Annotated in this window: 20 protein-coding genes; 8 read left to right on the forward strand and 12 right to left on the reverse strand. The window is 59.4% G+C overall.

Going from position 1 to position 26586, the window contains the following annotated elements; genetic code table 11:
* Nucleotides 1-251: 251 nt before the first annotated feature.
* A complete protein-coding gene (locus tag LPB072_RS12260) occupies nt 252-1253 on the reverse strand; it encodes a glycosyltransferase (RefSeq protein WP_157559313.1) in 1002 nt (333 codons plus the stop codon).
* A 656-nt stretch (nt 1254-1909) separates the two neighbouring features.
* Between LPB072_RS12260 and LPB072_RS12265 the strand changes: the two genes are divergently transcribed.
* The gene (locus LPB072_RS12265) at nt 1910-3364 is read left to right on the forward strand and encodes an undecaprenyl-phosphate glucose phosphotransferase (protein ID WP_066090102.1); all 1455 of its coding nucleotides are present in this window, start codon (nt 1910-1912) and stop codon (nt 3362-3364) included.
* A 445-nt stretch (nt 3365-3809) separates the two neighbouring features.
* Here LPB072_RS12265 and LPB072_RS12270 read toward each other — a convergent pair whose 3' ends face one another.
* The 3 genes from LPB072_RS12270 to LPB072_RS23475 form a co-directional block, all read right to left on the reverse strand.
* Nucleotides 3810-4460: a PA14 domain-containing protein gene (locus tag LPB072_RS12270; protein ID WP_066090105.1), complete on the reverse strand. Its 651-nt coding sequence runs from the start codon at nt 4458-4460 to the stop codon at nt 3810-3812.
* A gap of 186 nt (nt 4461-4646) precedes the next feature.
* Nucleotides 4647-5417: a DUF1996 domain-containing protein gene (locus LPB072_RS23695; RefSeq protein WP_157694145.1), complete on the reverse strand. Its 771-nt coding sequence runs from the start codon at nt 5415-5417 to the stop codon at nt 4647-4649.
* Nucleotides 5418-6054: 637 nt separating this feature from the next.
* On the reverse strand, nt 6055-6825 hold the full coding sequence (locus LPB072_RS23475; RefSeq protein ID WP_066090109.1) for a DUF1996 domain-containing protein: 771 nt from the start codon (nt 6823-6825) through the stop codon (nt 6055-6057).
* A gap of 152 nt (nt 6826-6977) precedes the next feature.
* On the opposite strand from LPB072_RS23475, the gene LPB072_RS23700 reads away from it, so the two are divergent.
* Entirely contained in the window at nt 6978-7211 is a 234-nt protein-coding gene (locus tag LPB072_RS23700) for a hypothetical protein (RefSeq protein WP_197508822.1), read from the forward strand.
* 1433 nt (nt 7212-8644) lie between these two features.
* Here the strand turns inward: LPB072_RS23700 and LPB072_RS12290 are convergent.
* Together LPB072_RS12290 and LPB072_RS12295 are read right to left on the reverse strand one after the other, a co-directional pair.
* A complete protein-coding gene (locus tag LPB072_RS12290; protein WP_066090112.1) occupies nt 8645-10387 on the reverse strand; it encodes a DUF1996 domain-containing protein in 1743 nt (580 codons plus the stop codon).
* Nucleotides 10388-11382: 995 nt separating this feature from the next.
* Nucleotides 11383-14364, reverse strand: a complete 2982-nt coding sequence (locus tag LPB072_RS12295; RefSeq protein WP_082876913.1) for a sensor domain-containing protein — start codon at nt 14362-14364, stop codon at nt 11383-11385.
* Nucleotides 14365-14618: 254 nt separating this feature from the next.
* Between LPB072_RS12295 and LPB072_RS12300 the strand changes: the two genes are divergently transcribed.
* Nucleotides 14619-14927: an RNA recognition motif domain-containing protein gene (locus LPB072_RS12300; protein WP_066090115.1), complete on the forward strand. Its 309-nt coding sequence runs from the start codon at nt 14619-14621 to the stop codon at nt 14925-14927.
* A gap of 297 nt (nt 14928-15224) precedes the next feature.
* Here the strand turns inward: LPB072_RS12300 and LPB072_RS12305 are convergent, their stop codons facing one another.
* Nucleotides 15225-15959 carry an IclR family transcriptional regulator domain-containing protein gene (locus LPB072_RS12305; RefSeq protein ID WP_231943548.1) on the reverse strand — a complete coding sequence of 245 codons (735 nt, stop codon included), beginning with the start codon at nt 15957-15959 and terminating at the stop codon, nt 15225-15227.
* Nucleotides 15960-16244: 285 nt separating this feature from the next.
* On the opposite strand from LPB072_RS12305, the gene pobA reads away from it, so the two are divergent.
* From pobA to LPB072_RS12320, 3 genes are all read left to right on the forward strand, one after another.
* Nucleotides 16245-17432, forward strand: coding sequence for a 4-hydroxybenzoate 3-monooxygenase (gene pobA / locus LPB072_RS12310; RefSeq protein WP_066090122.1), 1188 nt, complete (start codon nt 16245-16247; stop codon nt 17430-17432).
* 464 nt (nt 17433-17896) lie between these two features.
* Complete coding sequence (locus LPB072_RS12315; protein ID WP_066090124.1) at nt 17897-18433, forward strand: GNAT family N-acetyltransferase; 537 nt, start codon at nt 17897-17899, stop codon at nt 18431-18433.
* Between the two features lie 282 nt (nt 18434-18715).
* Nucleotides 18716-19624, forward strand: coding sequence for a CoA transferase (locus tag LPB072_RS12320; RefSeq protein WP_066090127.1), 909 nt, complete (start codon nt 18716-18718; stop codon nt 19622-19624).
* Between the two features lie 148 nt (nt 19625-19772).
* On the opposite strand, the gene LPB072_RS12325 is transcribed toward LPB072_RS12320, so the two are convergent.
* Both LPB072_RS12325 and LPB072_RS12330 read right to left on the reverse strand, forming a co-directional pair.
* Entirely contained in the window at nt 19773-20567 is a 795-nt protein-coding gene (locus tag LPB072_RS12325) for a DUF2182 domain-containing protein (protein ID WP_066090130.1), read from the reverse strand.
* A gap of 7 nt (nt 20568-20574) precedes the next feature.
* Entirely contained in the window at nt 20575-21177 is a 603-nt protein-coding gene (locus LPB072_RS12330; RefSeq protein WP_066090133.1) for a DUF1326 domain-containing protein, read from the reverse strand.
* Between the two features lie 296 nt (nt 21178-21473).
* Here LPB072_RS12330 and LPB072_RS23900 point away from each other — a divergent pair, with 296 nt between their 5' ends.
* Nucleotides 21474-23315 carry a hypothetical protein gene (locus LPB072_RS23900; protein ID WP_066090135.1) on the forward strand — a complete coding sequence of 614 codons (1842 nt, stop codon included), beginning with the start codon at nt 21474-21476 and terminating at the stop codon, nt 23313-23315.
* A gap of 183 nt (nt 23316-23498) precedes the next feature.
* Here the strand turns inward: LPB072_RS23900 and LPB072_RS12340 are convergent, their stop codons facing one another.
* On the reverse strand, nt 23499-23813 hold the full coding sequence (locus LPB072_RS12340; RefSeq protein WP_157559314.1) for a hypothetical protein: 315 nt from the start codon (nt 23811-23813) through the stop codon (nt 23499-23501).
* A 279-nt stretch (nt 23814-24092) separates the two neighbouring features.
* On the opposite strand from LPB072_RS12340, the gene LPB072_RS12345 reads away from it, so the two are divergent.
* Complete coding sequence (locus LPB072_RS12345; RefSeq protein ID WP_157694148.1) at nt 24093-25439, forward strand: DUF3179 domain-containing (seleno)protein; 1347 nt, start codon at nt 24093-24095, stop codon at nt 25437-25439.
* 46 nt (nt 25440-25485) lie between these two features.
* Here the strand turns inward: LPB072_RS12345 and LPB072_RS12350 are convergent, their stop codons facing one another.
* Together LPB072_RS12350 and LPB072_RS12355 are read right to left on the reverse strand one after the other, a co-directional pair.
* Entirely contained in the window at nt 25486-26103 is a 618-nt protein-coding gene (locus LPB072_RS12350) for a zeta toxin family protein (RefSeq protein WP_066090140.1), read from the reverse strand.
* Nucleotides 26104-26131: 28 nt separating this feature from the next.
* Nucleotides 26132-26512 carry a TA system antitoxin ParD family protein gene (locus LPB072_RS12355; protein WP_066090909.1) on the reverse strand — a complete coding sequence of 127 codons (381 nt, stop codon included), beginning with the start codon at nt 26510-26512 and terminating at the stop codon, nt 26132-26134.
* Between the last annotated feature and the right edge of the window lie 74 nt (nt 26513-26586).

Below are 26586 nucleotides of genomic sequence, written 5' to 3' on the forward strand. Positions count from 1 at the left end.
AGGGTGGATTTCCGGCCGAGAAAGACCGCGAATTCCGAGGAGTCATAACCGTCCAGCTTCCGGGCTGCAATGCAATCCCGTATGGTTCAGTTCGCTCAGCCATCTGACACCGACCGAGTTCGTCAGAAAGCGGTCGAATCAACATGCAGGCAGCAGCCCAGCGCCAGATGGAAAGCGTCGGGATATGGCGAAGACGCCAGCTTTCAATGCCGGCCGGCTGCGTTGAGCGACCCGGTTCGGCCTCGAAACCCCTACGCTTGGGCAAGCTGTTGCTCTATGGTCTGGGTCCAGTGACGCCTGTCGTAACGAGCCAAACAGTGCGTTTGCCTGCCCAGTGCCACCTTTGTCAATTCTTCGCTGCAGTCGTACAGAGTTCTTGCCTTCGAGACCAGGTCTTCCAGGTTTCCTGGCTCGTATTTCATCTGTAGGTCGTCATCCAGGTAGTCTCTTAAACCAGCCGTGTCAGCAGCCAAGGTGGGAATACCTAGCATGGCCGCAGAAACCAACGTGATTTGACCGCAACGTGACAGGTTGGATTTTAAAGGCAGCACCATTCCTCTTGAGTGTTTCACGTACCCCCAAGTCAATCCAAACGGTTGGTTAAAAAGAAATCGAACATTGGGACTGTTGATCAAATCTGGAATCCCGTTGGGACGACCGATGATGAGAACTGGTATCCCCGTTGCGTCCGAGAACCGGACCAGCAATTCATAATCGCGATCCTCCCCGCCTACAGCACACAGGTAGCGGCCATCAAAGGGGATTTCTTCAGGCGTCACCCAATCTGGCACGCTTTGCGTCCAGAGCGTGAAATCGAAACGATCTTCAGCCAAGGAAAAAAAGTCACTGTACAAGAGTGCTTCATGCCGAGAAAAGACCGTGAATTTCCGAATACTGGCGAAGCAGTTTCGCATGTAGGATTTTCGCGATCCAATAGGCAATTCCGTAAAATTGAAAGCAAATGCGAAATGAGGTGAACTGGCATGAAGGGTGCGCAGGGCGCTGGCCGTGGCAGCGGTCATCGCAGGAAGGTGCGATATTACAGCTGTTTGCGCATGCCGCTTAGCGTACAACGCCGTTTGAAAAGCCGCTCTGTAGCGAGATATTCTCGGACGTCTGATTGTTTCTTCCATGGCATTTATTGGCAGCCCGCTGTATCCGATCCAGCGAGCATCCTTAAACCGATCCCGTTCAAAGAAAACTTCGGATGATGGAGACTGCTCATACACATTCGCAATGTTTTCAATTTTCATTGGGCATATTCTTTCTGCGGAAACGGATATTTTGCAACGGCAAACACCTCAAAATGACACTGCTTCAATGTGCCATGTCCTTCGTGATGATAGGGCGTTTACAGAGTGGAAATCGTTGCGCAGCAGGCCGGCTCTTCATGGCTGAATCGGGGATTGCTTTTAAAGGCTCGCCAGTCAGGCGATCGACCATACCATTGTCATTTGCAGTCGGGGTCTTGCCTGTCAGTGCTCAGCGCCAAACTGCCGCGATCGCTGATAAACCTCGTTCTGACCCTTGGACTGGCGCTCGCAGGCGGCAGAAGTCCACCCCAGAAACCCCTCGGCGTTATGGGTCAAGGGCTCCTGAATGTTCAAGGGGCACACCCTGCGCAGGGCGTCCATTTGACACCTTTGGTGCGATCATATGAGCGATTTCGAAACAAATAAGAGTGGGCAGCACACACCCAGGTCATCCCAGGGCAAGGTCATCTGACAATGGGTCATTCTGAACCTGAACGGGAGCACTGCGGTGACCTCTGAGGGGACTCGCGCTACAGATACAGTAGCCCTCAACAGCAATGCCAAAGCGTGAAGATCATCCACACTGATGATGCAACGGCTCACCCGGAACCCCCTGTCAGGCTTTGAAAGCCACCGGACCCCTATACTGCTGCGACATGGTCCTTGCCAAGAAACATCCTCGTTCCATTCTCAAACGCCGCGGGAGCATTTCCACGGCCGTTCAGGCCGTGGTCGATTTGGTGGCCGTGGTGGGGCTGTCCCTGCTGCTGATTCGCCAGCAGATTGGCGCAATCACGGCCGAATATTCAGCGCTGCTTCTGGTGCTCACCATGGTCATGGTGTTTGCCTACGACCAGTTCGGTGTCTACAGAAGCAACAGCAGCTTCACACGCAAAGCCCTGACCCTTTTTAAGGCCTGGTCCCTGGCATTTGGCTTCTTGCTGCTGGTCGGATTCCTGACAAAACAGACGGAAGTGTTTTCTCGCCTGTTGCTGGCACAACTCTTTGTAGTCGGGTACTTGCTGCAAGTACTGCTTCAATACCTAAGCCGGCAAATCCAGACCCGCGTCATGGTACACGCGGTTCCGGTCGAGAACGTGCTGATCGTGGGCACGGGCAAACTCGCTCGCTATTTGCAAAACAAGATTTCGGGCAACCCTTGGCTGAGTCAAAAGGTGGTCGGTTGCCTTGAACTGCCCTCGCCTGCGCGGGTCAGTGAGGTGAAAGCCGGCGCGACCCTGTACGAGAGTTCGGACTTTGGCTCACTCAAGGAGCCCAATATCATCGGGGCCCTCGACGAGATGCTGGACATCATCGAACGTGATGACGTGCGCACGGTCTACTTCGCCATTCCCCTGGGCGAGTCCGACCTCATCGAAGACATGTACCTCCAGCTACTGGACCGCCATGTCGCGGTGCATTGGGTGCCGGACATATTTTCGCTGCTGTTGGTCAATCACAGCGTGCGAGAGATCGCAGGGCTGCCGGTCTTGACCCTGTCAGAAACGCCCCTCACGGGCACCCGTCTGCTGTTGAAGGCCCTGGAGGATCGCGTACTGGGCATGTTCATCATGATTCTGATCACGCCTTTTCTCCTGCTGATCGCACTGGCCATCAAACTGGACAGCAAAGGACCGGTGTTTTTCCGCCAGGCACGCAAGGGTTGGAGTGGCCGGATCTTCCACATCTGGAAGTTCCGCAGCATGTTTGTGCACCAGCCAGACACCGGCGTGCTGCAACAGGCCACCCGCAATGACCCTCGCGTGACCCGCGTCGGCGCATTCCTCCGCAAAACCAGCCTGGACGAACTGCCTCAAATCTTCAACGTGCTTAAAGGGGAAATGTCATTGGTTGGCCCGAGACCACACGCGGTCGAACATGACGAGCAATATTCGAAAGGTATCAACGCTTACTTCGCCCGACACAACATCAAGCCAGGCATTACCGGGCTCGCTCAAGTGAGGGGGCTGCGCGGTGAAACCAGGGAGATCGAGCGCATGCGACAGCGCATCGAAGCAGATATCGAGTACATCAACAACTGGTCCATTTGGCTTGACATCTCCATCTTGCTGCGCACCCTGGGCGCGCTGTCTGGCAAGAACGCCTACTGAACCAGGCAGACCACGCAGCCCAGGTAGCCCAGGTAGCCCAGGCAAGCAGCCTTTGTGAACCCCTGGCCTGCAAGGGCCGCAATCAGGTTTGACGTGGGAAATTTCAGGCAGTGCGCAGGCTGGTCCTGCCACGGATCAGGACCTGCGCCCATGCTGCGGCGATTGGCGAGTCTGAGCTGGCGATCGCGAGATGGGGCTCATTGAAAAGCTTCAACGGGCCCAGTCAACCACCAATCGACATGACAGACGCACCCACAGAGACCATGGAAATAGCCCATGCCGCTCCCCGGGCTTGCTTCAAGTGCCGTGCTCTGCATTTGGATGCGGAGTCCATCATCACCTGGACGCGAGCCGACACGCTCCTTTCAACCATTTCTCAGAGCGGCACTGCCTGCGGGCGTGCCGGAAACCGCAAGCACAGGGTTGCTCCAGCAACAAGCACTGGTCAGTTCTGAGGCGTCGCAATTGTGTCGGAGGGCAAATGCAAGAGCGCCTTGGACACCACATAGCGGGCGCCATGAGGCGCAGTCCACTCAAGTCTGATCCGCTTGTCTGAACTGGTCAGTTGGGTCACGATGATCTCAATGGGATAGAAACGCCCCGCTGCCAAGTCCACTGTTCCATCTGGGGAAGCGCCCTCACCGGCAACCACGTTGCGCGCTACAAGCACCTTCATGTTGGGCGCATCGGCATGAAATCGGTACCCACCACTGAGCGGTGGCTTGACCCAGCCACTCCATCGAACAGAAGCCGGCCGGGCAGCCAACCCTGGCGGCCAATCCATCGAAGAGTCAAAGTCCACGACGCCATCCACACGAACCAGCGCCACTTCCCCACGCAACGATGGCTCGGAAAAATACTCGCCACGCAATCCGACGCCTACGGCGTTGGCCGCAGAACAGATGCCCGCACGTTCATCTGCGCGAAGCAATTCCGCCGCCATGCGGTCAGATGGTGGGGCTGAAGGAGAAGCAGGACGAAACAGCTCTATGACATCGCCGCGTAGAAACAGCAGAGCACCCACGCCGATGGCCGCGACGATGAGCGTCCTCTGCAACAGCAGCTTTCGGCGGGGAGAGTCAAAAAAATTGCGCATGTGCAAACGACGTAAACACCCAAATCAGCATATCGAGACTATCAGTTCCACCGGTCCGAGACAACGGGCGCAGCCACGCTGGTTTGCCAACGCCTCCCAAGCATCTTCTGGACTGGTTGCCTACGCCGCTCGGCAGAAGGATCGACCGTATTCATCGCAAGGTCACCGGGTCCATGCCGCCAGTTCTCAGTGAATGGCCCGACCATCCCCAAGCAAATGAGAGTGGCAGTCGAGAGCGGCCTGATCGCAGCCTCTCACGAACGCATCCATGGCTTCCTCGCGCCAGCCGTTGAACCAGTCGCCATGGCCTGAATAGCCGCCCGGGAACGTGGTGCTGTAGTTGTCTGACGCCAAGCGCCAATGTGAAGCCGAATTTGCTTCGGTGATCATGTAGACAATGTTGAAGGTGATCTCAGGCAGAGGCACCGGGTGCGAAGCCGGGCAACCGCCACCTGTGGGGTAAGCCATGTGGCTCTTGTGATCGGGTGAGTCCAGGTTCACTCCGTCCCAGCATTGGGGGAAGTTGACGGTTTGCCACAGCTCCGCGCCAACAGAGCAGTTCGGAATCGATCGACTGTTGCCGCTCCCATCGGTGCAGCTATAGCCAAAAGGCATCCTTTCGTACTTTCCGCCGGGTGCCGCATTTTTCGCATCCCCCGCGATCATTCGCAGGCCCGCCGGCATGGATTGAACCGAGCTCGGAACCACGCCACCGTAGCCGGTTTTGTAATAGAAGTTGGCCGTTTGCGGTTTGACCGGCGACCCGTCCCGGGTATCGATCATCGCCGGCACCCAGTAGGCGCTGCGGTTCAGGGTTCCGCCACGGCAAGTCGAGTTGCCAGAGTTGGCGATCGAAGACGCCGTGGAACTGGCGTTGGCGCCAGTATTGCCGAAGAAAGCATGCAAGTGCGATCGGCCAGGCTGGCCTGGATAGACGATGGGATCGTCGAAGGACATGTGGCTGAAGTCACATTCCGTGCGGAAAGCCCCTATGCCCCCCCCGGGAGCCGGGCGCTCGCTGGTGGCTCGGGCCTGTTCGACCGCAGAACCGGTCGACCCCTGTGGGATACGGGCAGTGCGCACTGCAGGCATCATGGACCCAGCGTCTGGCAATGGTTCCAGCGTTGTTTGTGGTTTTGGACCCGATGCTCTTCCCTGACGGGCGGATTTCGCCAGTTCACTGGCAGAAGCGGCTGCCATGACTTGATCCAACCTGCCCTGCGTTTCGCGGCTGGCAATTTGGAACCCTTGCGACTGCATGCGCTCACCCGCCGAAGCGGGACGAATCAGCTCTACGACATCACTTCGCAGGATCACAAGGCCACCCGCAGCGATGGCAGCGACGACGAAAGCCCTCTGCAACAGCAGCAACCGGCGGGAAGGAACAACAGAAGTGGGCATGTGCGATTGACTCTACCAAGGACATCGGTATGTCAAGACTATCAGTTCCGCCAGCCCGGCACAACGCGTACACATCTCTTGCCTGCCAAAACACCACGAGCAGCGTATGAGCTGCTCGTCAAGGCGTTTCTCGCCGCAGCCAAGGGATTGGCCGGCTCATCGCCAGCCCTCCCTAGACCGCCGCCGCTGGATCTCAGTAGATAGCCCGACCATCGCCAAGCAAGTGGGAGTGGCAGTCGAGGGCCGCCTGATCACAACCTCTCACGAATGCATCCATGGCTTCCTGCTTCCAGCCGTTGAACCAATCGCCGTGGCCCGAATACCCGCCCGGGAGGGAGTTGCTGTAGTTGTCCGAAGCGAGACGCCAATTCGTGGGCGAATCTGATGCGGTAATCAGGTAAACGATGTTGTAGGTGATCTCAGGCAGAGCGACAGGGTGCGAAGCCGGGCAACCACCGCCGGTGGGGTACGCCATGTGACTCTTGTGATCGGGTGAATCGAGGTTCACGCCGTCCCAACACTGCGGGAAGTTGACGGTTTGCCAGAGTTCATGCCCAGCAGAGCAATTCGGGATTGATCGGCTGTTGCCACTTCCATCGTCACAGCTATAGCCGAAAGGCATGCTCTCGTACTGCCCACCTGGCGCCGCATTTTTCGCATCGCCCGCAATCATGCGCAAGCCTGGTGGCATGGGCTGAACAGCGCTCGGGGCCACACCGCCATAGCCGGTCTTGTAATAGATGTTGGCGGTGGTCGGCTTCACTGGCGCGCCGTTGCGCGTGTCGATCATCGCGGGCACCCAATAGGAGCTGCGGTTCAGGGTGCCACCACGGCAAGTCGAGTTGCCTGTGTTGGCAATCGAAGACGCTGTGGAGTTGGCGTTGGCGCCAGTGTTGCCGAAGAAGGCATGCAGATGAGACTTCCCCGTCTGGCCGGGATACACGATGGGGTCATCAAAATTCATGTGACTGAAATCACATTCGGTTCGGAAGGCTCCAATGCCCCCCCCGGGCGCCGGACGCTCGGTGGTGGCCCGGGCCTGTTCGATCGCAGAACCGGTAGATCCCACCGGGATACGGGCAGTGTCCACAGCGGGCATCATGGACCCAGTGGCAGGTGCCGGTGCTGGTGCTGGTGCTGGTGCTGGTGCTGGTGCTGGTGCTGGTGCTGGTGCTGGTGCTGGTGCTGGTGCTGGTGCTGGTGCTGGTGCCGGTGCCGGTGCCGGTGCCGGTGCCGGTGCAGGTGCCGGTGCCGGTGCAGGTGCAGGTGCCGGTGCTGGTGCTGGTGCTGGTGCAGGTGCCGGTGCTGGTGCTGGTGCAGGTGCTGGTGCAGGCGTTGCCGAAGCAGTAAGAAAACACGCTTTCACCGTACCAGGTATGGGGTCGCCGAAGGTGCCGTTCGAGCAGCTTGCAGGACCGCTTACTGCCTTGACGTTAAATCGGTCGCCTGCACCGTAGGCAACCTTGAGTACACCCGAAAAATTGCAAGTGCTGTTTTCAGAGGAACAGGCTGTACTGTTGAATACCTCGCCATTGATGATGCGGGTACCGGGTGTATCCGGGGCTGGTGCTGGTGCCGGTGTCGACGTGGCGATTGCCGTATATGGGCGTTCTGGTGCTGATGTTCTGCCCCACCATCCCCGCTTCTCCAGATCGAGGTCAGAGGTCGTTGCGACGACTTGCTCCGACGTGTCGACTTCTTCAAATCCAGCCGTCTCGAGGTCAAAGGCTGGTGCTGTGAGTTGCTCCGAGGTACCGACCTCTTCGCTGCCACCGCCACAAGCAGTCAATGCAAGTCCGCTAACCAAAGCTATAAGTAGCAGGGAGGGACCCGATTTGTGCCCAGAATGCATTTGCTTCTGAGCGTTGGGCGTCTTCGCCAATGTGAACATTGACTCAGAAGAATTCATTTCTCGATTCATAGAGTACCTTAAATTACAGCTTTCGGCTGAGTGAGATGATTTAATAAAGCTAAAAGCACACAATTGCTTATGCTTACCGGCAACAAATTCAACCCAACGCATTCCATGAATTTTGGAATTTCAAGCAATGCGAATATATCGGTTGGCTTGCTTCTGTCTTGATGTGATTCCGATGGGCTAGGCCCGTCAGGCGACATGCGGTAAGATTTCTTGCGGCGCGTGGTGTTTTTTGCTAGAGTCAAAAATGTAAGGCAATAGCCTTTTTGAATTAGCCCGAAATTGCAGGGCTTTTAGACGGTAGTTTCATGGATTCAAGAGTGTCTGAATGTATCTTCCATGCGAATACACGCCTAAAGTTCTCATAGCGCTACGCCAACAAAATTGCGAAGCTTGATCCTAATTCAGGAAGCGGGCAAGCATGTTGCGAAATGCTTCTGAATTGCATTTCTCTTAGCTCAATCGAATTACTTTCAACCCATTCATCAACCAAATACCATTTACTGTTACCTTGGTTTCAGTTGTGTCACCTCGGGCAGCTTTATCCTCCTCACAAAGAAAAGGTCTGCCGCCCCGCTGATATGGTCCACTCAGCCACAGCAAACCAGCCAGCGCTGAAGTGAATCCTGTACAAACAGGATGAAGAACAAGGCAAAGTGAGGACCCTTAAAGAACTGATCATCGGATCCACTGTTCTTTGGGCGCAAGAAAAACCACTTGATGTTTCTCGATTTAACGCCTCGGCCCAGTCTCACCCAGGTGGCAGATCACAGTACGAAGAAACGCAATGCGGCCACCAGCGGACGGGACGTCAAGAGCAAAGCCTGCCTTTGTGCCACTCGACATCCATGACAAAGAGGCAAGCTCAGAAGATGGCTCGGCCATCGCCAAGCAAATGAGAGTGGCAGTCGAGCGCGGCCTGATCGCAGCCTCTCACGAATGCGCCCATGGCTTCCGGGCGCCAGCCGTTGAACCAGTCACCATGGCCCGAGTAGCCGCCCGGCAGGGCGCTGCTGTAGTTGTCCGAAGCCAGGCGCCAGTTTGAAGCAGCGTTTGTCTGGGTGATCATGTAGACAATATTGAAAGTAATCTCTGGCAGAGGCACCGGATGCGAAGCCGGGCAACCACGACCTGTCGGGTAAGCCATGTGGCTCTTGTGATCGGGTGAGTCCAGGTTGACTCCGTCCCAGCATTGGGGGAAGTTGACAGTCTGCCAAAGTTCCGCACCTGTAGGGCAGTTCGGGATGGAGCGGCCTTCCATGGATGTACCGCTGTTGGTATGGCAGCTGTAACCGAAAGGCATGCTCTGGTACTGCCCACCTGGTGACGCATTTTTCGCATCTCCAGCGATCATCCGCAGGCCCGCCGGCATGGATTGAACCGAGCTCGGAACCACGCCACCGTAGCCGGTTTTGTAATAGAAGTTGGCCGTTTGCGGTTTGACCGGCGAGCCATCCCGGGTATCGATCATCGCAGGCACCCAATAGGCGCTGCGGTTCAGAATCCCGCCACGGCAAGTCGAATTGCCAGTGTTGGCGATCGAAGAAGCCGTGGAGTTGGCGTTGGTGCCGGTATTGCCGAAGAAAGCATGCAGGTGCGAACGACCCGCCTGGCCTGGATAGACGATGGGATCGTCGAAAGACATGTGGCTGAAGTCACATTCCGTGCGGAAAGCCCCAACGCCCCCTCCGGGCGCCGGAGTCTCGCTGGTGGCTCGGGCCTGTTCGACCGCAGAACCGGTCGATCCCAATGGGATACGGGCGGTGTTCACCGCAGGCATCATGGACCCCGTATCTGAACCTGCGGCGGTAGCCTCGGCGCCGCCTTCCAGCACGTAGTACCCGATGCCCTCGTAGCTGTAAGTGGCGCTCTGGTTGGCCTGGATGCGGTTCTTCTCACTCTCGCTGGCGGTGTAGAAATGAAACCCTTTGCCCGGGACGAAGAAGCGGTAAAACGGCACCAGTCCGGCTCCGGCGACCTGGCTGGCGTAGTAGGCCACGCCCTCATACGTAAACTGAGGCAAGGTTGCCACTGTTTTCGCGCGCTCGGCCTCGCTGATGGTGTAGAAATGAACCCCGGTTTGCGCGTTGAAAAAGCGATGCACCGGCGAGAGGCCGGGCGATGACGCGCTCGCCACCCAGAACGCCGGGCCTTCCAGGCTGAACGGGGAGGCAACGGTCGACCCCAGGGTATCCCGCTCGCTCGGGCTGATGGTGTAAAAATGTGCGCCGGTACTGGCGTTGTAGAAGCGGTAGGCTGGAATGCCCACCGCCGCGGCTTTGCGAACGACGGCGCCAGACACATAGGCACTCTTGGACGCGACGCTGTCAGGCTGCAGATTCTCCAGCGGCTGCGAAGGGTCTGCTTGCTCCGCTTGAACTTCTGCCTGAGCGAGGGCTCGGGCAGTCAATTCGGCATCCGGCTTGGCGCTGGAGTTGGCCACGGGTCGCGCTGCGGCCTCGCTGCGGTCCTGAGTGACCGGCGCCGAGAGTGTCTGTGCCCCACCGGCAAGGGTTTCGGAGGACTCGGCTCCGCCGCAGGCCACCAGCAACAGGGCCAAAGTGCCAACAAGGCCAGCTGGCACCCAGCCGTAGTGATGAATTCTCATATTTGCTTCCAAAAGGGCGTTTCTCGGCCTTGCCGCCGGCATCGGTATAAAGTGAAGGCTGTTGGGCCCCTGCCTCATCGCGTTGCAGCAGCCAGGGAGAAGGCTTGGGCGAGCTCGGTGCCAAAACCACAATGCAAGCAGCCAGGCAGCCAGCAGAGAGCCCGCGAAGCGGTCACCGAAGTCGAAGGGTTGGTCATAAAATTGATCGAGAGGATGCCAATTGAGGTCCGACGGGCGCCATGCCCTTCGCTCAATCCTCAAGACAATTCGACTTGAGCGTGCGATAGGGAGTATTTTCCCTCACGTATCCATCAAGTGGGGGAAGCGTAAGGGATAAGCGGCTGAAACCAACGACTCAGCGGGGTATCAATGCGTAAGCTGGCACCCGAGATTGGGCGCTTTAATACAGCATGTTAATGAGGGTATCAAATTGTATTGATTTACAACGGCCTTGTTTCCTTATTCGCGGTGAAGCACCCCTCAACTCCGAACCGAAGTTTCCGTCACCCAATGGGCGAGCAACTTTGAAAGCGGCAAGAGGCCAGACACAAGGCATTCCTGGGGCGAATGCCTCCCCACTACACACCATAGCGTGCAAACGGGATATCCATCTGGCAGCACATGGCCTTCCTTCCTTGCCTCGCCACTGACCCGACAAGTCGCGATTGACCAGACCGCTCCGTAAAAGCAGCTTTCTTGGTAGGCCCGCCAAGCAAAGCCTACACGCTACCAAATCGGAAGTAGGCGCCCTTTTTTGCGCTCGGGTAACACTGGCCGGACTTGGGTAAAGCGGCATGGCCCATTGGCGTCGTGCCGGCCCTGACTGGCAACCTGCCGCTTTTAGAGGGTCCAGCACAAACCAGGCCGGACGCACCCGCCCGGAGTTGCCTGCGCCGAGGACGCATAGTCCAGCCTCAACACCGTTACCAGGGTCAGTCCGGAACAGGTGCACGTTCTGATGCCTGGAGCCCATATGATCGGGCCGGGCGACCGGATCAGCCGGTCACCGTCGTATCGGCCAACGGCTTGCGCAACAGCAATTCGAGTGCTTCGAGGGGCAGCGCTGGCGCAAAAAGGTACCCCTGAAACTGGTCGCACCCTTGATTGGCAAGAAAGTCCCGCTGCTCTTGCGTTTCTACACCCTCGGCCACCACCTGCAAGTTCAAGCTCTGGGCCAGCGCAATGATGGCGCGTGAAATCGCCGCATCATTGGGGTCGGTTAGCACATCAGCCACAAAATCCTTGTCAATCTTCAGTTGATCCAGCGGCAGGCGCTTCAGGCAAGACAGCGACGAATACCCCACGCCAAAGTCGTCCAATGCCAAGGTAACGCCGAGGTCTTTGAGCATGCCCATCTTCTGGATGGTGATTTCCATGCGGTCGGCCAAAAGGCTTTCGGTCAGCTCGAGTTTGAGCCCTTGTGGGCGAATGCCGGTGCGTTTGATTGCAGACATGACCATGTCCACAAAGTTCGGGTGGCGGAACTGGTAGGCACTGACGTTGACCGCGATGCTCAGATTCGCGGTTTCGGCCGAGTCGGCCCAGGCGACGAGCTGCTCACAAGCTGTCTCCAATACCCACATGCCCAACGGCAGGATGAGGCCGGTGTCTTCAGCCACAGGTATGAAGGCTGCAGGCATGACCAGCCCCTTTTCCGGATGGTTCCAGCGCACCAGCGCCTCTACCCCCGTGACCAAGCCCTGGAGATTGACCTGGGGCTGGTAGTGCACCACAAACTGCTTCTCACGCAAGCCCTCGCGCAGCGCAATCCCTACAGCGGCATTTGCGGTGACGGTGGCGAGCATGTCGGGGGCAAAATAGCAAAGTGTGTTGCGGCCAAGCGCTTTGGCTTGGTACATGGCCAGGTCCGCTTGCTTCAGCAGCTCGCTTACATCGCTTTGATTGCCGCTGAATGTGGTGACGCCAATGCTGGGCGTGGCAAAGTGCTGATGCCCCGCAATCCGGAACGGCTCGCGCAACATGGTCAGCACTTTTTCGGACAGCGCGCGCGACTTGGAGGCCGCTGCATCGGGGTCGGTGCTGAGGTCATCCACCATGACCACAAACTCGTCACCGCCCAGGCGCGCCACGGTGTCGGTCTTGCGCACACTCTTCTTCAGGCGCTGGGCGACCTGCTGCAGCAACTGGTCGCCGACATGGTGACCCAGCGTGTCGTTGAGAATCTTGAAGTTATCCAGATCGATGAACATCAATGCGCCATGCTGCCCCGTACGGGCGCTTTGCGAAAGCGCCTTTTGCAGCCTGTCCAGCAGCAATTGGCGGTTGGGGAGATCCGTTAACGGGTCGTAAAACGCCAAGTGACGGATCATTTCTTCTGCACCCTTGCGGTGGGTGATGTCACGCCCCACTGCGACCCAGTGCGTTACCTCGTCGGCACTCGCCTGCACCGAAACCACCTCCAGTTCGACCCAGAATGGTGTACCCGTTTTACGGAAAACCTTGAGTTCTGTGCGCGCTTGCCGGGTTTGTTGCAAGCCCTTGGCCATTTCAAGCAATTTGAGTTTGGCCGGGTCCAGCTCGAGCAGCATGCGAGGACTCTTGCCAAGCACCTCCTCACGGTTGTACCCCGTCTTCTTTTCAAAAGCATCGTTGACGAACACCATGCGCGGTTCGTCATCCGGGCCCGAACCCGCTTCAGCGATGGCCACAATATCGTTCAACCGGGCAACGCTGGTTTCCAGCAACATCTGGTGTTCTTGTGAGCGCCGGCGCTCTGTCACATCGCGGAAATAGACCGCCAGGCCCTCGGTGAATGGGTAGGCGCGAACCTCCAGCCATTTGCCGATCAGGGGAAAAAAATCCTCCAGTTCAACCTGCCGGTTGGTTTTCAGTGCGTGACCAAGCTGCACGCGCAACCGTTGTGCCAAGACGGTGTTGAAATCTTGCCAGATCTCCTGCCCCAAAAGCTCGGCCGTGGTCTTTTGAAGAAGCCGTTCGCTTTCCTGATTCAGGTAAGTGAAGCAGCACTGCCGATCGAGCGTGACAAAAGCTTCTTTGATGCTGGCCAGCGTTGTCGTCAGGCGCATGGCAAGGCGCATGGTTTCCTGTTGTGCCTGCTTTTGAACAGTGATGTCCTGCACCGCCCCCTGAATGCGCAAAATCTGGCCTTCGCCATTGCGAACGGCATTGCCCACGGTGCGAACCCATTTGGTACCCGTGCCTGGCACCAGCACCTGAAGTTCTTCGTCAAACGCTTCGCCGGTTTGGGCGCATTGCTCCAGCCGCTCGTGGATAACCTTGCGCAGTTCAGGTTTGTAACGCCGAACCATCCCCGCCAGATCGTGAACGGATTCGCCAGCTTGCAAGCCAAGTATGCTGCCGTACTCGTCGGAATGCTGCACTTGCCCGGAGGTGGTATTGACTGACCAGGTGCCCACACCCGCGGTGTGTTCGGTCAGATTCAAGCGGCTTTCACTCTCATGCAGCGCTTTGCCAAGGCTTTCTTCCCTACCCTGGGTCAGGTGTGCAGACCGCTGCTGCTGCAGGGCCAGGTCTTGCAAGTGCCCGGCATGGTCGATCAGGGCTTGTACACCCGGAAGAAAGCCCTCCAGTTCACTGGGACTTCGCGGCATGGGGTCAAGAAGCGCCAGCCACGTCGTGCCTTGGTGGCCGCTGGGAGGCAATGGCAGAACCAGACAGTGCCGAAGGTTCGCCAGCGGCTGGGCTGCCCATACGTGGCCATCGGCGGTGTCCAGCAAGCGCCCATGGAGCGCTTTGTCCGCCGCCACCCTTGCACACAGTGCCGCGGCGCCCGCTTGCTGATCCGCAGGCAAACCGCTCACACCCAGAACCACCGGGCCGCCGGGACCGACTTGCACCAGCAACGCCGCCGACATCCGTGCCAAATGGACCGCCAACTGCGTCAGCTGCGTCCAATCCATGCTGGGCGGCACGACCGGGTCTTTGACCGAAGGCGTTGCTTCGCCGGAAATGTCTGCCCGCTGTCCGTGATGCATGTGGCGCCCGCTTTCGTCAGTAAGTAATGTAAGTATGCCGCGGCGCTTGTAACAATTCCACCGGGTAAAAGTGGTCAAAATACCCGATAGGCGTGGACTTGTGGTTGTATCACCCCTATGGGGGAAGGAAATTGGCAACCTGCCACAAAGATGTTGCTATTTGTAGCTGATCAACTACCATTGCGTAAATAACATTTTCTCACACGCCGGGTTTTCAGCATCGGGATGTGAGTCGAAAGAAAAAGGGGTTGAATATGAGCGCACTGGCAGAACTACGGCAACACAGCGATGTGGCCAGCCTGAAATCCGCATTGCATCGGCTATGTGGAGAGTTTGGTCGTATCGCACGACTGGACATTCTTACCGCCATCCACGAAGGCACCACGCAGGCCATCTGCTTCCTGCGCATGGAGCGGCCCGAGAATGAGCAAAAACTCATGAAATCGCTGGGCGTCGGCCGCTTCGGAGGCGAAGTGGTGTTTGTGTTGAACCTTGATGCTCCGGAGTCGACTGAAGACCAGGGCCCCTCCTCGCAGTGGGCCGAGTCCGACTTTTTGGCATAAGGTGTCAGCAGTGGCGCTGGGGCTCACTTGTTGCCCAGGTCACCGCGAGGCGGCAGGCCCCACTGAACATACGCGCGAGCACCACATACGCCCCCCTTTCCAGATGCCTAAGCATTCGCGCGTGGCGTGCGGGGTGGCCTCTGTGACCCTTGAGAACTTGGCAGTGCTTGGACACGGACTCTCGCGAGGGTAGCCTCACTCCATGCCAGCGGCGATCGAGGGGGCCCCTCCAACGGCTTGAAGTGGCTGGGAAATCCACAGGCAACAAGGCCAATTGATGCCCATTCCCGCACAGCACTACAGCAACAACCGCAATTCCCGCGCAGCCTCCAGCAGCAATGGCAACAGGTCATGCCGCATCACCTCCAGCGTCAACCGGTCAGGCGCGGCAACCACATTCAAAGCTGCAACCGTCTGACCACGCATGTTGCGCAGTGGAACAGCCAGCGCATGCACACCCAGCTCGTGCTCTTCACTGGCCAAAGCCAGATCCTCGGTACGCACTCTCGTGATTGCGGCGCGAAAAGCCTTGTGCTCCACCACGGTATGGGGCGTGAGGCGCGGCAACTCCCGACCCTTGAGCCACGCATTGAATTCGATGCGGGGCAGCGCGGCCAGCAAAACACGACCGGTCGATGTGGCGTGTACCGGCAAGCGCGCACCCAGGTGCAAGCCATAAGCCATCAGCCGCTGCCCGCCCACCGAAACACTGCGTGCCACGATCACCACCTCGTCCCCATCGAGCACCACGGCTGAAAACGATTCCCGGGTCTGTGCGGCCAGGCGGTTGAGGGTGGGTTGCAGCAAGCGTGGCAAACGGGCCGAAGCCAGGTAACTTCCCGAGAACCGAAGCACCTTGGCCGCGAGCCAGTAATGGCTGCCATCGGTATCGAGATAGCCCAGATGGGCCAGCGTGAGCAGGTGGCGGCGCGCTGCGGCACGCGTGAGCCCTGCCCGCTCCGCAGCCTGCGTGGTGTTGAGACGTTGGCGCTCGGTGTCAAAACTCTCCAGCACGGCCATGCCTTTGAGCATGCCTTCAATGAGATCGGCTTTCGCAATGGGTGGGTGGCTCAAGGAAGGTCTCCGATAATCGATACTTGCGCGATGATCGCACAACAAGACCGATGATCGCGCAATCGGCAACGGCGTCCGTTGCTGTTCTGTCTCTTCACCCCTACGCTCAATGCATCACAACCAACCAGAGACACCCTCCGCGCGCCGTGCCTGTTCAAGGGAACCGCCGAGCCGGCTTTGCCGGGCGGCCAGTTCCACCCCTTATTGGGGAGACGCCAAAGGCGGCGTGTGAGTGAACCACCCATGAAAACACAAGTAGCCATCATCGGCGCCGGCCCCTCCGGCTTGCTGCTCGGACAACTGCTGCACAAGGCCGGGATTGACAACGTCATCGTCGAGCGCCAAACCGGCGACTACGTACTGGGGCGTATCAGGGCGGGCATTCTGGAGCAAATCACGGTGGACCTGCTGCGCGAAGCCGGCGTGAGTGAAGGCGTGGACGCTGAAGGCACGGTGCACCACAGCATTGAGCTCGTCTACAAAAACATCCGCCGATCCATTGATGTGAGCGGCTTGACCGATGGCAAGGTGGTGACCGCCTACGGCCAAACCGAGATGACCCGCGATCTGATGGCTGCGCGCGAAAAAGCGGGATTAACGACCATCTACAGCGCATCCGGCGTCAGCATCCACGACTTTGATGGCACCAGGCCTTCGGTACGCTTTGAGGTAGAAGGCCAGGCGAAGGCGCTGCAATGTGACTTCATTGCCGGTTGCGATGGTTTTCACGGCGTGTGCCGGGCCAGCGTGCCCGAGGGCTCGATCACCGAATATGAAAAGGTATACCCGTTTGGCTGGCTGGGCGTGCTGGCCGATGTGCCGCCGGTGTCACCCCACGCCATCGTTTACGCCAACAGCGAACGAGGCTTTGCACTCTGCTCCATGCGCAGCATGACGCGCAGCCGCTATTACGTGCAGTGCCCGATCGACGACAAGGTGGAAGACTGGAGCGATGAGCGCTTCTGGAACGAGTTGCGTTTGCGCCTCGACCCCGATCTGGCCTCGCGCATCATCACCGGCCCGAGCATCGAAAAAAGCATTGCACCCCTGCGCAGCTTCGTCGCCGAGCCGATGCGTTTTGGCCGGCTCTTCCTTGCTGGCGATGCGGCCCACATCGTGCCACCCACCGGCGCCAAGGGCCTCAACCTCGCGGCCAGCGATGTGAAATACCTCTCCAGCGCATTGATCGAGCACTGCATCGAAAAGAGCGATGCAGGCATCGACAACTATTCGCAGCGCGCCCTCGCCCGGGTGTGGCGCGCCGAGCGTTTCAGTTGGTGGCTCACCACGCTGCTGCACCGCTTCCCCGGCACGGGTGGCTTTGACCAAAAGGTGCAGGAAGCCGAGCTGGAGTATTTGGTGAATTCCCAAGCGGCTTCGCGCTCGCTGGCGGAAAACTATGTGGGTTTGCCGCTCGACTTCGCGGAATAGGCGTCCCTCTTGCATCGCTTGTGGCCGCATCGCCTCAAAGGTGCGCCATTCCCGGCCTGGCAAAGCCGGGGCCACCGCTGCCACGGGGGTTCAGGACACAGAACATCCGGCCAAGTTCTCATCATCAGGGGGCATTGACCGGTATGCCTGCGAACAGCAAGCTCCGACTGGCCCGCGCCTCCCATAACCATGGGGTCGTTAGGCCACTTGGCGTCCTGAAAGTCAGGCGGGTGTTTCTACTTTGAAATCAACAGTGGAAGACGCTTTTCGAGGTCAACATGAACGCCACCGACAAGCAATCCATCTGGGCAGGAAAACTATCGAACAGTTTTGGCCGGCATCCAGACACGGTGACCACCGGATTGCGGCCAGGAGCGGAAGCCTGATTCCACGCTTTAAGGCTGTCATGGCACCTATCAGCTATCCTGCAATGCTGTCAACTTGAGCTCATTTCAGGAGGAGCCATGGACCTTAGGACTCTAGACAGAGACAGCAAGGAAGAAGTGGCACATCTGTTCACTTCGGTGTTCTCTTCGTCTGAAGGAGTCCAGGAAGGGAGGCTGATCGGCAGCCTTGCTTCCGCGCTGGCCGCGCGCGCAGACAACCAGGAGATCATCTGTGTTGGTGCTTTTGAAGACGGGTCAATCATCGGGGCAATCTTCTTTACCCGACTGAAATTCGATGAGCATGTCGAAGCCTACATGCTCGCGCCAGTTGCAGTCAGCACTGCGCACCAGGGAAAGGGGTTCGGGCAAGCAATGATCGGGTTTGGCCTGCAAGAGCTGAAAAATCGCTCCGCTGCGCTAGTTGTCACCTATGGTGATCCTGCCTTCTACTCCATGGTCGGGTTCAAGGCCTTATCGGAAGATGTCATCCGGGCTCCGCTGCCCCTTTCAATGCCGAAAGGTTGGCTTGGCCAGTCCCTGTCGGGAGAGGCTCTCCCGGCCTTGAAGAGCCGTCCTGCGTGCGTTCAGGCGTTCGACCATCCTGAGTATTGGTGATGCCGACCCATCGCACGAACTCAACAACCTCGACCGCTGAACGCCTGCTTTCACCCTATTTCTGGTACCGCTACGGGTCGGTATAGGCCGTTCAACATCCACATGCCCATGACTGCTGCCTTTCTTCAAGTGAGTCTCGGGCCAAACTCTTCACGAAGCAAGATCCATCAGACGGACTTTGTTGCCTGAATTCAGGGCGACGCTGTCGCCCGTTTTCATGGGTGTTCTGAAGCTTGCGGTTAAATTGATCGAAACCCCCATCACAAACGACACTGCCATCCCATGACGCCTTCGACGCACCGCCTCGCTGTCCCATCGCTCAAGCCCCTGCGCGGTGTGCGCGTCTTGAGCCTCGCGCTCAACCTGCCCGGGCCAGCCGCTCTCATGCGCCTCAATGCCATGGGTGCCACCTGCCTCAAGGCTGAACCCCTGGGGAAAGACGGTGGCTGCGGTGACCCCATGGGGGCCTACAACCGGGCGGCTTACGACACCATGCACAGCGGCATCAAAGTGCTTCGCCTGGATCTCAAAACCGAGAAGGGCCAAACCGCACTGCACAAAGAACTGGCGCGCACCGATGTGTTGCTCACATCGTTCCGCCCTTCGGCGCTCAACAAACTGGGCCTGGGCTGGAAGTCTCTGCACAAGCAGTACCCTGCGCTGTCGGTGGTGGCCATCGTGGGAGCACCCGGCGAGCGCGCCGAAGAGCCCGGCCACGATCTCACCTATCTGGCCGAAGCCGGGCTGGTGACCGGGCTCGAATTGCCGACTACCCTGTTTGCCGACATGGGCGGTTCGCTCATGGCCAGTGAGGCGGCCCTGAAGGCGGTCCTGCAGCAAAACATTTCGGGCAAGAGCAGTTTCCAGGAAATCGCCCTGTCTGACGCAGCCCACTGGCTCGCCCTGCCCCGCACCTGGGGGCTCACGATGCCCAAAGGCGCGGTGGGTGGTGCGCATGCCGGTTACCGCATTTACCCCTGTAAAAACGGGCGTGTGGCAGTGGCGGCATTGGAGCCGCATTTCGCGTCGGCACTCTGCCAAGCGGCAGGGGTGGAAGTCAAGGGGTTGGGCTGTTTGTTCAAAGCGGAAACACACGCGGCCATCGCTGCATTTCTGGCCAACAAGACCCGGCAGCAACTGGAGAAGCTGGCCGTGGTCAGAGACATTCCCCTGCACACGCTGGCGAACTGAGTTGCACAAGCGGGCTTGGTGCCTTAAAGGCGTTTCGCTATGCCTTGCCGGTACAACGGTTCACCTCATCAGCCCGAGGGAGCGCCAGGCGCCGTCCGAACAAGCTCTACGCCAGACCAGCCGAACAGGAGGCAAGGCCAGGCGCAGGTCAGATACCCGCCAAAGCACCCACGCCCAGCCACACTCCCGAGAACACCAGTGCGGCACCCGTGATTCGATCGACCTGCCAGGCCGGTGGAATGACTTTTTCGCTCAGTACAAGCGCGGTCAGCGCCCCCATCCACACCAGGTTCATGGCACCAACGACAAACATCACCGCCATGAGCGCCCAGCAGCAACCCACGCAGTAGCCGCCGTGCTGAAAGCCAAGCGCGAGAGCGCCTCCCACCCCGTCGCGCCATTTGGCCATGAAAAAATGGAGCGGTGAGCGGCACTTGGACAGGCAGGCCGTTTTTAGCGGACTGAATTGGTAGAGCCCGGCTGCGAGCAAGATGGCCGCGCTCATTGCCATGCTCGTGCTTTGGGCCAAGGGGTCCAGCAACGAGGAACTGGTCAACGCCCATTGAAACGCCGCTGCGGGCGCAGCAAACACAATCCAGGCAGCCGAGTAACCAACGACGTACACAGCGGTGGCCCGGTTGCTGTTGCGCGCATTGCGTTTGCCCGCCAGATGCGAGAAAAGAACGGTTGACGGCACGACCGTGGGCAGCATCATGGCGACCATCATGACGGCCCACATCGCGAAAGTTGCGAGAAGCACCCCAAAGCCACGCCCCTGCATCGCCATCTCCCCCGGTTCAATGGCCTGGCCACCCACCACCGCCATACCGGCATCCATCTGAACCAGATACAGCCAGCTTGCGGCGCCGACCGCCGCCATACCGATCCAAACCGGTGCATGGCGCGCGGTGGCGGCCGATTTCCAATGGGGCATGGTGTTCATGGCAACGCTACTCCGATGCGTAGGCAAAGTCGGACATCAAACCGGCTTTGCCTGAAAAGTTCCATCCCCAGCCGAAGTCATCCAGCGCGAATCGGCTTGAGCGCGCCACCGTAGCGGGTTTTCCGGGCGCTATGCACAAAGGGTGGCCCGCAATGGTGATCGGGCCAGCGCCTTGTCCGTTGAGTTGTTCGATCTGCGCTTCGGCAACGCCAGGAATCGAGAGGCTGCTCTTGCGGCCGTCTGCGATGTACTCCATGGGCACGCTTTTGGCGCCTACCATTTCGCCGATGAAAGACGCAAGCACCGCCGGGTGTCCACCCGCCTTGCCACCAAAGATGGCATGCAGTGCATCGTTTTGTGCAGCGCTGGCCTTGTCATCGAAATAGGCCGCCACCTTCCACTTGGTGGCCACCATGGTGCCTGGCGCATGCACGGCAAGCGCCACATTCAAACCGTCCAATGGGGTGTCGCCGTAGATGCCTTTATCGATGTGCCAGGCCACCATGGCTTTGCATTCGCCCTCCGTGGGGGGGCTGGTGAAGATGCATGGGCAGGCCGCTTCGCAATTGCAGGCTTCGAAGTAGGTGCCGGCGAGGTTCCATGGGGACATGACGTTGCTCCTTTAAGAGGTTGAGGTCTGCGTACCTTGGTGTTGCGCTTGGCAAATGCACCAATGGGCCTATAGTGGTGCGGGGGTGTTTGCACTGGCGTTTGAATGCCCGTTGGAATTGGCGCCCCTGCGCAAAGACCTCCAATGCAAGAGGTTCGGCATGGATCTGTGCCGATACCTTTCGGAAAGGAACTGTGGTCAACCTCCCTCCGCTCGCGCTTCGCTTGCTGGGCGATACCGCCCTGTTAAACGATGGAACGCCTTGCGCGCTACCCAAATCGCGCAAAACTCGGGCCTTGCTCGCTTTCCTCGCGCTCGAAGACCGCGCCATTCGGCGCGAAGCCTTGTGCGACATGTTCTGGGAGTCGGCGGCGGATCGTCGCGCGGCGCTGCGCTGGAGCCTCACACAGCTGCGCCCTTTGCTGGCCTCGAGGCTCGGCCAGGCGCTGCAAACCGACGCTCATTTCATCGCCGTCGACCGGTCTTTGCTCAGCGTTGATATCAGGGAATGCAAAGCACTGCTGGGCCCCGGGGGCATCCCCATCCCCGATTCGCGTTTGAAGGCCATCGAAGAGGCCCTTGCTGCGGGATTCTCGGCCGATCTTGAGCTGGCGGTGGGATACCGGTACGAACTCTGGCTTGGCGGCGAGCGTGAATCGCTGCGCCAACTGCATCGGCAAGCGCTCGATGAGCAGAGTGCTCGCGCGAACACCCCAGAAGCGGCCTTGGCGACAGCGCGCAAACGCGCCGCGCTCGACCCGTTTGACAGCGACGCCAACGCCCGGTACCTGGCGCGGAGCATGGAGGTCGACGGGAAAGATCGTGCTCGCCTTGCACTTGATGGCATGCGCGACCGGTACCGGGCTGAAGGGCTTTCAGACCATGGGCTGGTGGCGAGCTGGCGCGGACTGGGGCCCACGCCCGAGCTTGTGTTGCCCGACAAGCCATCCGTGGCCGTGCTGGGATTTACCGACTTGGGTGGCCACCAGGACGGCCCCGTGTTGTCTCAAGGACTGGCTGCCGATCTGACACTAACGCTGGGCCGTTTCAGCGGGCTCTTCGTGATCGCACGGGCATCGGCGGAGCGCTTCACTGTCCACCCGCCCGACCTTTCTTTGGTGGCGCGGCTGCTGGGTGTGCGCTACCTCGTGCACGGCACCACGCAACGCCTGGACCGGCGCGTGCGCGTCACCGTGACGTTGACCGATGCACAGTTCAACACGGTGGTCTGGAGCGAGCACTTTGATCGCTCGCTGGGAGATCTCTTTGCCGTGCAGGACGATGTCTCGGCCGCCATCGCCTCGGCCATTGAACCCGAAATCGTGCGTGCCGAAGCCGAGCGCGCCGGATTGAAGGCGCCTGAAGACATGAGCGCCTGGGAGTGCTACCACCGAGCCATGTGGCACTGCTATCACTTCACCGCTCAGCACACCGAACAGGCCTACCAACTCTTCCTGCGCGCCTTGACGCTTGAGAAAGGCTTTGCCCGAGCCCACGCCGGGCTCTCGTTTGCGCACTACTCCCGCGCCTTTCTGGATGCCACGCCAGCGCCAGACTCGGCAGTGGCCTTGGCGCTGGAGCATGGACAGCTCAGTGTCGATCTTGATTCCCGAGACGCCATGGGCTACTGGACGCTCGGTCGAGCGCAGTTTCTGGCGCACGAACACGATCAGGCGCTGCAGTCCTTGGGCAGGTCACTGGCCATCAATCCCAGTTTTTCACAGGGGCACTATGCCCTCGGCTTTCTGGAGGCGCACAGCGGTTTGCACCAGAAAGCCCTCCCCGAACTCGCCACAGCCGAGCGCCTGAGTCCTCTCGATCCAATGCTCTTTGCGGTCGAAGGAACCCGCGCCATTTCTCTGGCGATCGAAGGCAAATACAACGAAGCGGCAGCGTGGAGCGTGAAAGCCTCCTCTGAGCCAAACGCCCACTTCCACATGCAGGCGATCGCAGGAGCCTGCCTTGCCCTGGCAGGGCGCGGGGTGGAAGCAAGGTCTTTTGCACAGCGCACCCGCCGCGAACATCCTGGGTATTCGCTGCGCACCTTTGAGCGCAGCTTTCCGCAAAAATTTGAAGCCCACCAAACCTTGATGATGCAGGCTTTGCGCAGCGCCGGCGTTCCTGAAAGCGAAGCGTGACTGCTGCAATTGAGGCATCAGGAGGCGATGTGGGCACAACCCATCCCCATCGCACTGCTTACGCAGGCAAACTGAACAGATTCAATCGGACGGGCAGCTTTGCAGGCTGCCTTCAGGCGTGAGGCGCAACGCAAGAAGCGGGTTTGGGGACCGCGGGGGGCCATCGCTCTCAAGCGAGGGAGATCAGGCAGAAAACGAGGGATTCATGGACCAGAGGGCGGGTTGCGCAACCGCAGGATTGTCTTCCGCCTTGGCGCGCTGCAAGGTTTCCAACTGGCCAATCAGCGCATCGATCTGGTCCAGAAATGCATCACGGCTCTGGTGCGGGCTTTGCGTGATGAGACCCGCAGCCTGATCGGCCAACACATTGCGGCCTTCGTCGCGCGCCCAGCGGCGCACATCGCAATAAGCCACAAAGGCCATGCGGCCCAGATCGCCATGTTTTCTCGCGTGGTACAGGTCGGCCAAAAGGTCGTCCAACGCCCAAGGGTTGTTCATATCGATTCCATGTTGCAGTGCAGCATACCCCATTTCTACCAGAAAGTGCGTTGCCTTCTGGGCACATCAGATGAGTGGTAACCCCGATTTCACTCATTCTGTTGCTATACAAATTTACTGCGTTCGACTTAATGCCGTAAGAACTTCGGCCTGGCAACGACCACTTCACAAGCGACACCATGCGCGCCTCAACCGGTGGCGCTGCATTCGCTGGAGATCGACATGTCAGCCACCTACTTGAAACATCTCTTCCCGCGATGCCGAGGCAGACGCCCAGCCATGGGATCGGTTCTGGTTGTTCTGGCCTTGTTGGCGGCCGCCTCCCCAAGCACGGCGCAACCCGTTGAATTGAAGGACAAAGCCGGCCAGGCCTTTGCCATGGCGCCCGTTGCACCTTCGGGTGCGCTCAAAGCGTCCACAACCAGGGCCGTCAAACAAGCCGTGGAGGCGCTTTACCAGCGGCGTTTTCCATCAGCGGCCGTGAAAGCCATTGGCGCGTCGGGCGATACGCGCATGGGCTGGTACCTCTACGATCTGCTGCGCTTTGCCAGCCGCAGCGATATGCCAACCCTGGTCACAGCGTTCGAGAAACTCATGGGCGCCAACTTTCAGAATGCGTCCCTCAGCGCCATGGGGGACAGTCTGCTCGCATGGAACCTTCCCGCGCCGCCGGGCTATACCCAGATGAAACAGGATCTTTTCCTTTTGATCGAGCCGCGGTGGGCGCCCTTCTTTGCCGATACCGCCTCCACCATCGACTGGCGCTGGGTGGGCTGGGGAGGTGTGTTTATCGACGACCGCCCAGACGCCACCCGAGGCCAGGGTTGCCCTGGCGGCTGCATTCCCGCACTCGACCAGCCGAAAACCACCCCCGCCAGTGAAGGCGGCTGGTACCCCGACAACGCCACCGTGTTTGGCGTGGTGATCAACGGCGAAGCCCGCGCCTACCCCAAAAACATCATGGAAGTGCACGAGATGGTGAACGACACCTTGGGCGGGCGCCAGATCGCCCTTCCCTATTGCACCCTCTGCCGCGCGGCCCAGGCCTACTTCACCGATCGCACCCCCGGCTTCAAACCCCTGCTGCGCACCTCGGGCCTGCTCTCGCGCTCCAACAAATTCATGTACGACCTGAGCACCTGGTCGGCCGTGGACACCTCCACCGGTGAGGCCTTGTCAGGTCCTTTGCGCAAAGCCCAAATCACCCTGCCCCAAACCACGGTCGTCACCTCCACCTGGGGCGCCTGGCGCAAGGCCCACCCCCAATCCACCATCGTGGCCCAGGACGGTGGCATTGGCCGAACCTACCCGCTCGACCCCCTGCGCGGGCGCGACAACAACGGCCCCATCTTCCCGGTCGGCGATGTGGACCCGCGCTTGCCGGTGCACGAGGTGGTGTTGGGCGTGACGTCTCCAAAAGGCAAGCCGCTGGCGTTTCCACGTGCGGCGGCGCAGATGGCATTGAAAGCGGGAGAGCCGGTGACGATGGACGGCATCGTGGTTCGCAATTCAGGCGATGGCCTGCGCGCGTTCGTGGCCGAGAAAGAAGCCGTCAGCCATGAGGCTTTCTGGTTTGCCTGGAGCCAATTCAAGCCGGGCACGTTGCTGTGGGAGCGCGCCCGCTGAAAACTTGCTCGTATTCTGTTTCATTGTCCGGGCGGCAACAATGCGGTCACCGTGGGAGACCGGGGCTCATCACCGTTTGTGCCCATGCTGGCAAATGATCGATTTGCCAAGCCAGCTCGCTACCCCGCAAGCGCGCCACCAACCGCGGTGCTTGCACCATCTCCCCTGGTGGCGCCGAGGTGTCGTACAAAAGAGCCAGATCCGCCCGCCGCACCGCCACGCTCAAATGCCGGACCGTGCGCGGGTAACGCGAAAGGATGCGTTCGGGTGGTACCGGATGGCCGCCCTCTTTCACGCGCCGGGCCACCCGGCCCAGCAGCATTTCAGGATCATCCACACACACCACAAGCAAAACCACAGCGAAGCCAGCGCGTTTGGCGGCAGCCATGAGGTCGAGCTTGGATGTATGGGAAAAAACGGTTTCGCTGGCGAAGGATTTACCGACCTTCAGACAGCGGCTGCGCTCGGCATCGGCCCAGGCGCGGGCGGCTTTGGAGCGCTTAATCGGGTCCGCGATGTGTTGCAGCGCTACCGCTTCATGCAAGTCGGCATTGACGAACGGCGCGCTCCCGGGAATCAGGCCCTCGGCCACGGCGGCCTTGTAGAGCGTGGATTTGCCGGCGCCGTTGGGGCCAGCGAGCAAATAAAAGACGGGTTTCGCCACGCGGGGCTTTGAAATCGGGTGGATTTGTCTAAGCGGCGCGGCGGGTGTCTGTGGCGTTTTCGCGGTGGCCCAAAACGGTGTTGCGCACGGCCTGGGCCAGGCGACCAGAAGTGTCGGCCTGAATAAAGCGGGCTTCGATGGCCTCCAATGACTCGTCCAACGGCCCGCTGTCGGCCAGTTGGCGGGCGTCGTAGCGGGCGATGGCTTCTCGGGCTTCCTGCACGGTGAGGCCGGTTTCATCGGCGATGCGGCCGAGCGTGGCCCAGTATTCAATCTGCCCGGCCACCGAGCGGCGTTGCGGCTGGGCGGCTTCACGGGCTTGCTGCACCAAACTGGCAGGCAGCTTGACTGAGGCAAAATTCGACACAACAGGGTTGTGGGTTGAGCCGGATGAATGGGCAGAAGGCATGATGAACTCCTTTTCAGCCATTTTGCGCCAAAACGCGCCATTCAACAACCCAGCACCCCTCCATCGATAACTGA

Origin of the sequence: Hydrogenophaga crassostreae (genome assembly GCF_001761385.1) — a bacterium.
Taxonomy (GTDB): Bacteria; Pseudomonadota; Gammaproteobacteria; order Burkholderiales; family Burkholderiaceae_C; genus Hydrogenophaga; species Hydrogenophaga crassostreae.

What these genes read in the sequence shown, in the direction of transcription:
- LPB072_RS12260 (WP_157559313.1), bottom strand. Translation starts at nt 1,253, where the DNA reads ATGAAAATTGAAAACATTGCGAATGTGTATGAGCAGTCTCCATCATCC.
- LPB072_RS12265 (WP_066090102.1), top strand. Translation starts at nt 1,910, where the DNA reads ATGGTCCTTGCCAAGAAACATCCTCGTTCCATTCTCAAACGCCGCGGG.
- LPB072_RS12270 (WP_066090105.1), bottom strand. Translation starts at nt 4,460, where the DNA reads ATGCGCAATTTTTTTGACTCTCCCCGCCGAAAGCTGCTGTTGCAGAGG.
- LPB072_RS23695 (WP_157694145.1), bottom strand. Translation starts at nt 5,417, where the DNA reads ATGTCCTTCGACGATCCCATCGTCTATCCAGGCCAGCCTGGCCGATCG.
- LPB072_RS23475 (WP_066090109.1), bottom strand. Translation starts at nt 6,825, where the DNA reads ATGAATTTTGATGACCCCATCGTGTATCCCGGCCAGACGGGGAAGTCT.
- LPB072_RS12290 (WP_066090112.1), bottom strand. Translation starts at nt 10,387, where the DNA reads ATGAGAATTCATCACTACGGCTGGGTGCCAGCTGGCCTTGTTGGCACT.
- LPB072_RS12295 (WP_082876913.1), bottom strand. Translation starts at nt 14,364, where the DNA reads ATGCATCACGGACAGCGGGCAGACATTTCCGGCGAAGCAACGCCTTCG.
- LPB072_RS12300 (WP_066090115.1), top strand. Translation starts at nt 14,619, where the DNA reads ATGAGCGCACTGGCAGAACTACGGCAACACAGCGATGTGGCCAGCCTG.
- LPB072_RS12305 (WP_231943548.1), bottom strand. Translation starts at nt 15,959, where the DNA reads ATGCTCAAAGGCATGGCCGTGCTGGAGAGTTTTGACACCGAGCGCCAA.
- pobA (WP_066090122.1), top strand. Translation starts at nt 16,245, where the DNA reads ATGAAAACACAAGTAGCCATCATCGGCGCCGGCCCCTCCGGCTTGCTG.
- LPB072_RS12315 (WP_066090124.1), top strand. Translation starts at nt 17,897, where the DNA reads ATGGACCTTAGGACTCTAGACAGAGACAGCAAGGAAGAAGTGGCACAT.
- LPB072_RS12320 (WP_066090127.1), top strand. Translation starts at nt 18,716, where the DNA reads ATGACGCCTTCGACGCACCGCCTCGCTGTCCCATCGCTCAAGCCCCTG.
- LPB072_RS12325 (WP_066090130.1), bottom strand. Translation starts at nt 20,567, where the DNA reads ATGAACACCATGCCCCATTGGAAATCGGCCGCCACCGCGCGCCATGCA.
- LPB072_RS12330 (WP_066090133.1), bottom strand. Translation starts at nt 21,177, where the DNA reads ATGTCCCCATGGAACCTCGCCGGCACCTACTTCGAAGCCTGCAATTGC.
- LPB072_RS12340 (WP_157559314.1), bottom strand. Translation starts at nt 23,813, where the DNA reads ATGAACAACCCTTGGGCGTTGGACGACCTTTTGGCCGACCTGTACCAC.
- LPB072_RS12345 (WP_157694148.1), top strand. Translation starts at nt 24,093, where the DNA reads ATGGGATCGGTTCTGGTTGTTCTGGCCTTGTTGGCGGCCGCCTCCCCA.
- LPB072_RS12355 (WP_066090909.1), bottom strand. Translation starts at nt 26,512, where the DNA reads ATGCCTTCTGCCCATTCATCCGGCTCAACCCACAACCCTGTTGTGTCG.